We start from the raw sequence: 12261 nt of genomic DNA on the forward strand, positions 1-12261 counted from the left end.
ATCCTTCTCGTATGATATAATATGAGTTGCTGGAGTTAGGAAAACCGGATGGTCGCCATTTAGATAATGTAAATGGAGGAAAGTCCGGGCTCCGCCGGGCAAGGATGCTGGGTAACTCCCAGGAGGGGTAACCCTACGGAAAGCGCAACAGAAACATACCGCTCAATCCAGAATTGAGCAAGGGTGAAATGGTGAGGTAAGAGCTCACCAGCAGCCGGGAGACCGGCTGGCTGGGCAAGCCCCATCCGGAGCAAGGCCAAATAGGGGGACCTGAGGGCGCCCGGCCCGTCCCCGGGTTGGCCGCATGACCTAGGTGGTAACACCTTGGCTAGATAGATGGCCGTCGGCCTCCTTGAGAGGTTACAGAACCCGGCTTATAGGTTTACCTGGCTCCAGCAGTTAGAATCTTGAAACTTTCCCCGCTAAAAAGGAGTTTCTTTTATGTCCAAACCTTTGAAATGGCTCGTTGGCATCAGCGCAGGACTGGTTGTATCCGTGTTAATTTTTACTGGGGGAGTGATGCTGGGCAGCCATTCGTCGGAAACAGAAGATGATAATTTTGCTGCTATAGAAGATGCCTGGCGCATAATAACCGAAGAATACGTAGAAAAAGATAACATTGATACCGCTGCTCTAAGTCAGGCGGCTATCGAAGCTATGATGGATTTTATTGATGATCCCTATTCTACTTATCTCAATCGTGAATCATATCTCGAAACCATGAACCAGCTGGAAGGAAAGTATGAGGGCATTGGTACAGAAGTATCGATTGCTGATAAAGGGGTGGTAGTAATTGGTGTATATACCGACTCACCGGCTGAGAAGGCTGGGATAAAGCCTGGAAATATTATCACCGCCGTGAATGGGGAAGATATTGCGGGGATGGGTTTGATGGATATCGTGCTAAAGGTCAGGGGCCCAAAAGGCACTTCGATAACCTTAACTGTTCTTGACTACGAGGCAGGTACCCATCGTGATGTAGCCATAATACGAGATGAAGTTCATGAGAAAAGTGTACATTTCGACATGGTGGGAGAATATGCGCATGTTGTTATCAGCCAATTCGGTGAAAAAACCGATGATGAGCTCGGTAAAGCTTTAAAAGACCTGGAGGCTCTTGGTGCCCGAGGGATTGTATTGGATCTTCGCTATAATCCGGGAGGTTTGCTGGATTCCGTGGTGGATTCAGCCAGCCGTTTTCTGAGAGAAGGGGTAGTATTTACCGTAAAATATAGTGATGGCAGGGAAGAAGTCTATGAGGTTCGGAAAAAAGACGTAGTGACTGACTTGCCAATGGTAGTACTGGTTAATCAATTTAGTGCTTCCGGTTCAGAGGTTGTAGCTGGCGCACTCCAGGATCATAACCGCGCTTTGATAGCAGGCACAACAACTTTTGGCAAGGGCAGTGTCAATGTCCTGACCCCTATAGGAGCTGATCAGGGTATGTATATTACCATTGCCCGATGGCTGACACCTGACGGTCATATGATTGAAGGGAATGGAATTGAGCCTGATGAGCAACTTACTCTCTATGGGGAAGATATGCTCAACTGGGCGGTTGAGTATCTGCGAAATAGGTAGACTATCGCAGAAGTTGACCGCCAAAAGGGTGGTAGCCTATAATCCATAATTATCCTTAATGGCTTTTTGGGTTTTTTAACTTGAATCAACAATTAGATCCATTAAAATCAGAAGCTCGTACCGCTATGGATGCAGTCACCAATTGTGAACAGCTGGATGCATGGCGGATAAAATATCTCGGTAAGAAGAGCGCGATACTAGCCATATTAAAGAGCCTTGGCGCATTACCGGTAGAAGAGCGTAAAGTTGCCGGCTCAGAAGCCAACAAGCTTAAAAACGAACTCGAGGCACTGCTGAAAGAAAAAGAGGCAAGCTTTGCTGGTGGTTCTGCAAGACAGGAAAGAGACCCGGGTGAAGTTGACATTACTCTACCGGGAAAACCGGTTAATCTGGGTACAATTCATCCCATTACCCGCGTTCTTTATGAACTGGGCGAGATATTTTCGTCAATGGGTTTTGAAATCGTTGAAGGTCCGGAAGTTGAATGGGATTATTATAATTTCGAAGCCTTAAACATTCCGAAAGAACATCCCGCGCGGGACTCCATGCAGACTTTCTGGGTAGATTCTCCTCCTTCACAAGATGGCCGGGAAATGCTGTTGAGGACGCATACTTCTCCTATGCAGATCAGAGTAATGGAGAAACAGAAACCTCCACTTCGTATTGTGGTGCCAGGAAGAGTGTTCCGCTATGAAGCTACCGACGCTACTCATCTGCACATGTTTCATCAGATAGAAGGGCTTGCCATTGATAAGGGCATTACCATGGCAGACCTTAAAGGTTCTTTGTATGAGTTTTCCAGACGCTTCTTTGGGCCTGAGCGTAGGGTTCGGTTCCGTTGCGACTTTTTCCCATTTGTAGAACCTGGAGTGGAGATGGCGGTAGAGTGTGCGGTATGCCACGGTTCTGGTTGCCGTCTTTGCTCTCAGAGCGGCTGGATAGAGATTCTGGGCGCTGGTATGGTTCACCCCAGGGTGCTTGAAGCAGGTGGCATAGACCCTGATGAATATTCGGGATTTGCCTTTGGAATGGGTATCGAGAGAATACCTCTGCTCAGGTACGGTATCGATGACATTCGATTGTTTTATTCAAACGATTTACGCTTTTTAAGGCAGTTTTAGATATGAAAGTTCCGGTTAGCTGGCTAAGAGATTATATTAGAGAACCATTCGATGCTGATGATATCGCTCATCGGCTTACCATGGCAGGTACTGAAGTTGCGGGGATCGAGCGAATTGGCTCATCTTGGGAAGGTGTAAATGTTGGCTTGGTTATTGACGTACGCCCTCACCCTAATGCTGACCGTTTGCGGCTAGTTACTGTTGATACTGGCAGCGGTCGTAATGAAGTAGTCTGCGGAGCCCCCAATGTGAGTACTGGCCAAAAAATCGCTTATGCCAGAATAGGCGCCTGTTTGGTAGACGGGCATACCGGTCAGCCGGCGACGCTTAAACCGGCAAAGATCAGGGGAGTAGTTTCCGAAGGGATGGTATGCTCAGAAAAAGAGTTGGGTTTATCAGATGATCATGAAGGTATTATCGTTCTGCCCGATGACGCACCTCTGGGCGTGCCGCTTTCAGAATACATGGGAGAAACAATTCTTGATCTTGAGGTGACACCCAATCGCCCTGATATGCTTTCTGTTATCGGAGTCGCTTGCGAAACTGCTGCACTTTTGGGAGTGTCTCCGGTTATCCCTGAACCTGAATTTCACGGCGAGGGGGAATCTATCGACCATCTCGTCGATGTTTTGGTTGAAGCACCTGATCTATGTTTAAGGTATGCTGCCAGTCTTATTAGGGGTATAACCATTAAGGAAAGCCCCGATTGGCTTAAAACCAGGCTGATTAATGCAGGTATGCGCCCGATAAACAACGTTGTTGATGCCACTAATTACGTTATGCTTGAGTATGGCCAACCACTTCATGCTTTTGATTTTAATAATGTAGCCGGACATCGGATAGTAGTTCGTCGGGCTAATGAAGGTGCTTTATTTACTACTCTCGATGGGATTGAGCGAAAACTTTCCTCAGATATGTTGATGATTTGCGATGGCAAAGGGCCAGTAGCTATTGCCGGTGTTATGGGTGGATCAAACAGTGAAGTTACCCCGGATACCGCCGAAGTTTTACTTGAGTCGGCCAGTTTCCTGCCAGCCTCTGTTCACTTCACCAGCAGCAGACTTGGTTTGACAAGTGCTGCCAGCCAGCGTTTTGAACGTGGCCTCAGCCCGCACCTTGCCCTAAAGGCTCTTAAACGTGCGACATCGCTGATAGCTGAGCTTGCCGGCGGTGTTCCAGTTCAGGGAGTAATCGATAAAACACCCGGATTAAAAGCAGCTACTTTGATACCTGTGAAGCTTTCGAGGATTAATGGATTATTAGGCGCAGATTATTCACGGGAAGAAATTATCGATACGCTGAAATTGCTTGGATGCGAGGTGTCCACTGGCTCAAGCCAGAATGACATAAATGTCAAGCCGCCTTACTGGCGCAGTGATATAAACATCGAACCGGATGTTGTAGAAGAAGTAGCCCGTATAAGAGGGTACGATACTATCCCGTTAAACATGCTAGATAAAGCAATTCCTAACCAAACGCCGAATCCGATATTGGGTCTGAAGCGCCATTTGCGCCATACGCTGACAGGGCTGGGATTTAACGAGATACAGAGCTGGGCAATGACCAGCACTGTAATGTTAAAAAAAGTACTCAACCAGGCTGAGCTAAAGACGTGGCCGCTGCATCTCAAAAAACCAATGACAGTTGAACAGGAATGTCTGCGTACAAGCTTAAGGCCGTATCTGGTAGCATCTCTGGCCTCAAACCGGCGGTTTGATGATGGGGCAATACGTCTATTTGAACTGGGGGCAGTGTATCTACCTAGACAAAACGATCTTCCTGAAGAACCTCAGATGCTTGCTGGAATTATTGCTTCACCCTGGATTAAAGAACACTGGGGGATTAAGCCGGAAAAACCTGATTTTTTCACACTAAAGGGAATTGTTGAAGGTCTGCTCGCAAGCGTAGGTGTAGAAGCAGAATATTTACCCTCGGCTGATAGCGGATTTAAACCTGGTGTTCAAGCTGCGATTATGATGGGTGGTGTTCAGCTGGGTGTGCTTGGCGAGCTCCACCCCCAAGTGTGCAGGGAAATGGATATTAATGAAAGTGCATTTCTGTTTGAATTAGATATCAACCGGCTTTTACCATACACTCTGGTTGAAAGGAGCTATTGTCCAGTACCACGCTACCCGGCGGTGCTACGAGATATTGCCCTGGTGGTGGAAGATAGCGTTACTCATTCAATGGTTATGGAAATACTCGGGAGCTATCCGCTGATAGCAGATGTTGTACTGTTTGATATCTATACCGGAAAGCCTGTCCCGGAGGGGTCAAAGTCCATGGCTTATCGACTCACCTTCCTCAGCGATAAGAAGACCTTGACCGATCAAGCGGTGGATAAGGTACTTGAACAGGTTCTTTCACGCCTGGAGAAGCAGTTAGGCGCTACACTTCGCCGATAACCTGGCTGTTCGAGCTACCCTTATTTCAGTGTCATTTCCGTCTACCGCGTCGTCCTTGAGTCGGGTGGTAGCCCGACGAAGGATCTTCCCCGGATAGTACTCTTGGTGACATAAAGCGTTGTCAGGGTGATACTTGTCAGTATTTATTTCAAGAAGCAGCTAGGCGCTGTACTTTGCCGGAATAACAATCTTCTTAACCCTATCAACAATATCAGCAAGTCCAACCAGGTCTGCCTTTTTCTCCGAGCGCCATTTCAGTTCAACGCTTTCCTTTTCCAGTGTCCTGGGGCTTATGGTAATACGAAGTGGAATCCCTAAAAGATCTGCATCGTTAAATTTAACCCCCGGAGATTCCATTCTGTCGTCATAAAGAACTTCGATACCGCAATTAATCAGCTCCTGATATAATTGGACAGCTGTTTGCGACACCTTTTCATCTTCCAGAAAAAGCGGGCAAAGGTATACTTCATACGGTGCGATTGAAAGCGGCCAAATAATACCTTTTTCATCGTGGCTGGCTTCAATTACACTGGCAAGAAGTCGGCCGACTCCAATACCGTAACTTCCCATAACGATGGGCTTGGAGTTGCCCTCCGCATCGGTATAAAAAGCACCCATTTTCTCAGCCAGGAAAGTACCCAGCTTAAAGATATGCCCGACTTCTATGCCTCTGGTGGTTTTTAATGGTGCACCGCATTTAATGCAGCAATCACCAGCCGATGCCAGTGAAATGTCTGCAATGATATCAGCAGAGAAATCGCGAGGGAAGTTCACATTTTTAATGTGATAGTCTGGTTTGTTGGCACCGGCAACAAAATTGGTACCATTATTTAAAGACTCATCGGCTATGATCTTGATACCTGCCAGACCAACGGGAGATGCCGACCCGGCAACAAGATGGGCTTTTCCCACCTCTTCCGGGAGAGCCAGGCGTAACTCGTTTACCTTGAGAATGTTGTTTAACTTGATTTCGTTCACTTCAATATCACCACGGAGAGCAACAAACACAATCTCTCCATCAGCATAATAAAAGACAGCTTTAATTGTCTGCGTACGATCAACATCCAGGAACCTGGCTACGTCTTCGATGGTTTTCTGGCCAGGTGTATAGACTTCTTCTATGGATCTGGGTTCTGATGAAGAACCTGGCTTTTTGATGCTTTTAGCTTTTTCAACGTTAGCTGCATAACCGCACTTTTCGCAGTAGATGATTACGTCTTCCCCGCAATCGGTTACTGCCATAAACTCACTCGAGTCCTTGCCTCCTATAGCGCCGCTGTCCGCCTCAATCATGATTACCGGTAGTCCGGTTCTTCGGTAAATATTCTGATAACTTTTACGCATTTTTTGATAGCTTTCATTCAAGCCTGTTTCATCAAGATCAAAGCTGTAGAGGTCTTTCATAGTGAATTCTCTCACTCGTATCAAGCCGCCTCGAGGTCTTGGTTCATCCCGGAATTTGGTTTGTATTTGGTAGAGCATTACCGGAAGATCGCGGTAGCTTTTAATAAAAAAACTTACTAGATCAGTGACAACCTCTTCATGGGTAGGACCTAGAACGAGCTCTCGATCCTTGCGGTCATTGACCGGAAATATAATCTTACCAAATGCCTGGCCGCGCCCGCTTTTTTCCCAAAGTTCCCTGGGCTGGATTACTGGCATCGTGATCTCCTGACCACCGGCTTTGTCCATCTCATCGCGAATGATATTTTCTATTTTTTTTAGTGCGCGATGTGCCAGGGGCAGGTATGAATAAACGCCGGCTGAAAGCTGGCGAATCATACCTGCTCTCAACATAAGCTGATGACTTATGGTATCTGCATCGGCGGGTATTTCTTTTTGAGTTTTACTGATAAGTTTGGAAAAGCGCACTCTTTGTGATCTCCTCGTTAGTATTAAGTTAATTAATGTTAAAAAGTATAACAGTTTTAATTGTTTATAGCATGATTTAGTAACTCGAGAGATGCAGGTTTATTCACGGCTCAGATACTCAATCTCTTTTATTAGCTCTGGGATGATGCTGTCTTCGCTAATCGAGCGTATTTTTTGGCCATGCTTAAAGAGCAAGGCTTTGCCTTTACCGCCGGCTATACCGATATCAGCATCTCTGGCTTCTCCAGGACCGTTTACAGCGCAGCCCATTACCGCTACTTTAATATCCTTCTGATACGAAGATAGTCGTTTATTAACTTCTTCTGTGATTCTTACTACGTCTATTTCAGTACGTCCGCAGGTTGGGCAGCTGATAAGAACCGGACCACGGCTCCGTAGATTGAGGGATTTTAATATTTCGTAAGCAGCTTTGACTTCTTCCACGGGAGATCCGGTTAGTGAAACCCGGATGGTGTCCCCAATGCCCTGATAAAGCAATGGTGCAATTCCAGCGGTGCTGCGAATAAGGCCAGCTGGCGGTACTCCAGCTTCGGTAATTCCTACATGAAGAGGGTAGGGTACCATAGTAGCGATTCTCTGATAGCTTTCAATAGTTGTGGGAACATCAAAAGCTTTAAGACTTATTTTAATGAGATCAAAATCAAGCTCCTGGAGGAGATTGATTTCACGCAGGGCTGCAGATACCATTCTTTCTGCTACCGGGAGATCCGGGTCGATATCACTGGGGAGAGAGCCTGCATTGACGCCAATACGTATGGGTATTTGTTTGGCTTTGGCAGCCTTTACAACAGTAGTGATCTTTTCAGGATCACCGATATTGCCTGGATTTATACGCAAACCGTCAACCCCACTATCAATAGCATCCAGTGCAAGCCGATAGTCAAAATGGATATCAGCAATTAATGGGATTGATATATCATTCCTGATGCAGCGAATTGCTGCGGCTGCTTGTTTATCGGGCACAGCTACTCGTACCAATTCACACCCGGCTTCTTCAAGCTCTTTTATTTGGAGTATTGTAGCTTTCGTGTTGCGCGTGTCAGTTTTAGTCATAGATTGCACCACAATAGGCGCATTCCCGCCAATCGCTACACCCCCAATTTGAATAATTTTACTGTTTCGCCGGGTTATCAAGGTATGACGCTTCCTCCATCGATAATACGGATGATATCCTGGAAAGTTACCAGGATCATTAATCCCATTAATAAGGCGAAGCCTATCATGTGCACCATGCCCTCTTTTTGAGGAGAGATTTTTTTACCGCCCCTGATCCACTCCAAAAGTACGAAAACAATCCTCCCGCCGTCTAATGCTGGTAATGGAAGCAGGTTTATAATTCCGAGGTTGATGGATAAAAACGCGGCGAATTCCAGCAAAGGGCTTATGCCGGCACGGGCAACTTCACCAGTAAGTTGAGCGATGCCCAGAGGGCCGGTTACACCCCCTGCTGGTGCAGCGCCGGTCACCAGGGCAAGCAGTGAGTTTTTAAAGAGTACCAGGGTTTCAAACGTTTCGGTTATCCCCTGCGGAATGGCTTTCCAAAAAGGAAGATTTTCTTTAACTACCTCATAATTCTCTGCTTTAAGGAGGAAACCCACTGCCCCTTGATCCTGTGGGGGTTTCCAACGGGGAACCAGGCTAGTTTCGTATTCTGAGCTGCCTCGTTGGTATACAAAGGTTATCTTCTTACCCAGATTAAGCTGTATATAACGGTTAACATCGATGATGCTTTTTACCTGGTGGCCATTTACTTCTGTAATCATATCACCTGGTTGAAAACCGGCCATCTCCGCTGGGGACCCAGGGGCAATTTCAACAACTCCCACATCGCTATATGCTGTGTTATGCGGAACCATTAGAGCAATAGATATCAGAAATAAGGGAAGTACAAAGTTCATTAAGGATCCGGCGGAAAGCACCAATAGGCGTTTCCATGGTTTCTGACTAGCCAGGCTTCGTTCAATACTAGGATCTTCTTCTCCTGCCATTTTGGTAAAACCGCCCAAAGGTATTGCATTAAGAGAATAGACAGTTTCTCCATGTTTTTTCGAAAACAGGCGTGGAGGGAAACCAATGCCAAATTCATCGACTTTAATCCCAAAAGCTTTAGCGCTTCCGAAATGCCCCAGTTCATGGGCGATTATTACCAGCGCCAGTACAAAAAGAAAAGCTATGATTGTAATAATAATATCCATATCATTCCATGCCAATTACGTTTGCCCTTTTATAGGCACGATCAGCTTCTTCCTCTATAGTATTGATATCCGGGTTATATATTGGACGATGTTCATTAAGTACTTGTTCGATAATAGATGCAATACGCAAGAAGGGGATTGACTTGCTTAAAAACATTGCAACAGCAGCTTCCCCGGCGCCGCACAGGACGGCTGGGTAGGTTCCGCCATGTACCCCGGCACTCCTTGCCAGTTCAAGACAAGGGAAAAGATCGGTGTTCGGTTTTGTGAACGGGAGGGATTCAATAGATTTCCAATCAAGGCGAGGCAGTTTCGGATTAGTCCACCGTTCGGGATAGGTTAATGCATACTGGATCGGGAAACGCATATCGGGATAGCTCAATTGGGCCTTGATGGAACCATCCTTGAATTCGACCATAGAATGTACCACGCTGGGCGGGTGGACGAGTACCTTGATTTTATTATAACTAACACCAAAAAGGTGATGAGCTTCTATAATCTCAAGCCCTTTGTTTAATAAGGTAGCTGAATCGATTGTGACTTTTGGGCCCATCAGCCAAGAAGGGTGCCTGAGAGCCTGTTCAGGCGTAACTCTTGCCAATTGTTCCTTTGTGTATTTGGCAAATGGTCCTCCTGAAGCAGTGAGTATTAACCTGGCTATCGCTTTTCTTTCCCCCTTCAGGCATTGCCAGATAGCGCTGTGCTCGCTATCCACTGGCAAGATTCTCCCCTTGCTTTTACGGATTGCAGAAGTAATTATATCCCCTGCCATTACCAAAGATTCTTTGTTGGCAAGTGCTATCTTTTTTCCTGCTTTAGCAGCCCAGAGGGTTGGCTTGAGGCCGGTGATTCCAGCAGGTGCCATCAGTACCGTATCAATCTCCGGTAGAGTTAACATCTCTTCCAGAGATAGGTAGTTTGAGCCATTTATATCATGCTTGTGCCCCTGGAAGTAGACATACTTTGGGTGAAATTCACGCACTTGCTCTTCTAGCAGTACAGTGTTTTTCCCGGCAGCCAGTGCTATTATGCGGAAACGCTCCGGAAAGGAACGAACAATTTCCAGAGTCTGCCTGCCGATAGAACCGGTTGAACCGATTAAGGCAATTTGTTTTATACTAGCCATATTACGTAATAGTATACCATGACAACCGCAAAAACCACGCTGTCCATGCGGTCAAGACAACCGCCGTGGCCTGGAACAGTTTTTCCGGAGTCCTTGGCACTCATATTACGTTTGAAGATAGACTCAATCAGGTCTCCACACTGCCCAAAAATGCTAATTAAGGCTCCCATTAATATAGCCTCCAGCCAGCTGACGGGGAGGTTAAATAGAAAGACCACTAGTGGGCTGATTGCCATACTGCCTGCCAACCCGCCAATCGCTCCCTCCCATGTTTTGGAGGGGCTTATTGAAGGTGCGAGGCGTTTTTTACCAATCAGGCTTCCGACAAAAAATGCAGAAGTATCCGAGGCAAAGGTCGCAAACAGAGCCAGAAAGACCCAACCGGCTCCGTCTGGGAGTAATCTTAATGCTATCAAGTAGCTGAGAAGCAAGCCTGTGTATATTACTCCGGCGACGGTCCACGCCCAACTTAAAAAAGCCGATTCTTTTTGCGTTCTAAACAATAGCCATATCAGGCTTATGATAACACCAACAGTAAATATTGTGGATTGAGTAATATGACCGGAAAAATGAGGCCCGGCTATCAGAGCCGGGACCCAGACGAAACCGGCAGCCGTTAAGGGTTTTACCTTTTGATCGTGATTTTTTACCAGGTTAAAAAACTCAGAGAGGGCAAAGACCCCCCAAATTGCACAGCCTATTGTAAGCCATGGAATTGGGTGGTTAAACCATGTTGCGGTAATCACAACTGGAATTAGCAGGAAAGCAGTAATAAGCCTTTGTTGCAAGTTAGTCGCCGCCAAAGCGTCTCTCCCTGGATTTGAAAGCTGAAAGAGCTGCAGCCATTTCTTCCTGATTGAAATCTGGCCATAGTACAGGGGTGAAAAAGAGTTCGCTATAGGCAAGCTGCCACATAAGAAAATTGCTGAGGCGTAACTCTCCGCCAGTTCTTACCAGCAGGTCAACATCCGGCATTCCAGCGGTATAGAGATAATTACTGAATAAAGGTTCATCAATGTTTTCCGCGGGTACTTCATCGGCAACAAGCTTTTTTATGGCATCAACAATCTCGGTTCGTCCACCATAATCGAAAGCCAGGTTGACAGTGATACCAGTGTTGGTACGGGTTTTTTCTAGCGCTCGATCAATTGCCTTGGCTAGTTTTGGAGAAAGCCTGTTCATTCTACCGATATGCTTAATCCTGAAGCCCATTTTATCTAGCTTGTTACTTTCTCTGGTTACGTATTGTTCGAGCATCTGCATTAACTCTTTGACTTCGTCTGCTGGTCGACTCCAGTTTTCAGTAGAAAAGCTGTAAAGAGTAACGTACGAAATGCCCTTGGAGTCAAGATATCTAATGATATTCAGAGCGGTATTTGCTCCAGCGCGATGGCCTTCTACGCGGGAAAGGCCACGTCTTTCTGCCCAGCGCCGGTTACCATCCATTATAATGGCAACATGTTTGGGTATATATTGTTCCATTGGAGGCTATTTTACACTATTTTGAGGTGACAAGGGTAGCTGTATTCATTGTATTGCTCTGGAAACACTGCTAATGTGGGCAAGAAGACTATCCGGGGAAGATCTGTGTATGTTACAACGGGCACTATTAAGGGAAAGATTCTTCGTCGGGGTTTTACCCCTCCTCTAGAACGACACAAGATATGAAACGTGCTCATCAAGGATTACACAGCAGATGGCGGATGGCACAGCAGATGGGGATGAAACAGGTAATCTCAAGGATCCGGCTATACTTCCCTGAGCTCGGCTTCCTTTTTCTCCCTTTCCTGTTCAACCATGGCGGTAACACCATCAGTGAGTTGTTGAAGCTTGGATAACGTCATGCGACACTCGTCTTGGGAGATTTCCTTATCCTTTTCCATCTGTTTCAGTTTATCGGCAACATCACGCCGCACGTTTCTGATGGCGATTTTTGTATC

Annotated in this window: 10 protein-coding genes and 1 other RNA gene; 4 read left to right on the forward strand and 7 right to left on the reverse strand. The window is 46.4% G+C overall.

Features of this window, described 5'->3' with window-relative positions; genetic code table 11:
• Window positions 1-36: 36 nt before the first annotated feature.
• The 4 genes from rnpB (at window position 37) to pheT (ending at window position 5107) form a co-directional block, all read left to right on the forward strand.
• Window positions 37-393: RNase P RNA component class A (rnpB, locus tag PHX29_02600), an RNA gene on the forward strand.
• Between the two features lie 48 nt (window positions 394-441).
• Complete coding sequence (locus PHX29_02605) at window positions 442-1581, forward strand: S41 family peptidase (GenBank protein MDD5604792.1); 1140 nt, start codon at window positions 442-444, stop codon at window positions 1579-1581.
• A 125-nt stretch (window positions 1582-1706) separates the two neighbouring features.
• On the forward strand, window positions 1707-2702 hold the full coding sequence (gene pheS, locus PHX29_02610; protein MDD5604793.1) for a phenylalanine--tRNA ligase subunit alpha: 996 nt from the start codon (window positions 1707-1709) through the stop codon (window positions 2700-2702).
• Window positions 2703-2704: 2 nt separating this feature from the next.
• Complete coding sequence (gene pheT, locus PHX29_02615; GenBank protein ID MDD5604794.1) at window positions 2705-5107, forward strand: phenylalanine--tRNA ligase subunit beta; 2403 nt, start codon at window positions 2705-2707, stop codon at window positions 5105-5107.
• Between the two features lie 159 nt (window positions 5108-5266).
• Here the strand turns inward: pheT and PHX29_02620 are convergent, their stop codons facing one another.
• From PHX29_02620 to PHX29_02650, 7 genes are all read right to left on the reverse strand, one after another.
• Window positions 5267-6979, reverse strand: a complete 1713-nt coding sequence (locus tag PHX29_02620) for a proline--tRNA ligase (protein MDD5604795.1) — start codon at window positions 6977-6979, stop codon at window positions 5267-5269.
• Window positions 6980-7078: 99 nt separating this feature from the next.
• A complete protein-coding gene (gene ispG, locus PHX29_02625; protein ID MDD5604796.1) occupies window positions 7079-8134 on the reverse strand; it encodes a flavodoxin-dependent (E)-4-hydroxy-3-methylbut-2-enyl-diphosphate synthase in 1056 nt (351 codons plus the stop codon).
• Window positions 8131-9195, reverse strand: a complete 1065-nt coding sequence (gene rseP / locus PHX29_02630; GenBank protein MDD5604797.1) for an RIP metalloprotease RseP — start codon at window positions 9193-9195, stop codon at window positions 8131-8133. The genes ispG and rseP overlap by 4 nt, the downstream gene beginning before the upstream one ends.
• A gap of 1 nt (window position 9196) precedes the next feature.
• A complete protein-coding gene (gene dxr, locus PHX29_02635) occupies window positions 9197-10321 on the reverse strand; it encodes a 1-deoxy-D-xylulose-5-phosphate reductoisomerase (protein ID MDD5604798.1) in 1125 nt (374 codons plus the stop codon).
• Window positions 10309-11124 (reverse strand): phosphatidate cytidylyltransferase, encoded by an 816-nt coding sequence (locus tag PHX29_02640; protein ID MDD5604799.1) that lies wholly within the window; start codon window positions 11122-11124, stop codon window positions 10309-10311. The genes dxr and PHX29_02640 overlap by 13 nt, the downstream gene beginning before the upstream one ends.
• Window positions 11111-11803, reverse strand: coding sequence for a polyprenyl diphosphate synthase (uppS, locus tag PHX29_02645; protein MDD5604800.1), 693 nt, complete (start codon window positions 11801-11803; stop codon window positions 11111-11113). Before uppS ends, PHX29_02640 begins: the two co-directional genes overlap by 14 nt.
• A gap of 266 nt (window positions 11804-12069) precedes the next feature.
• Window positions 12070-12261 (reverse strand): ribosome recycling factor (locus tag PHX29_02650; protein MDD5604801.1); only part of this gene is annotated, 192 nt, incomplete at its 5' end.

The organism is Dehalococcoidales bacterium, from assembly GCA_028717385.1.
Lineage (GTDB): Bacteria > Chloroflexota > Dehalococcoidia > Dehalococcoidales > CSSed11-197 > CSSed11-197.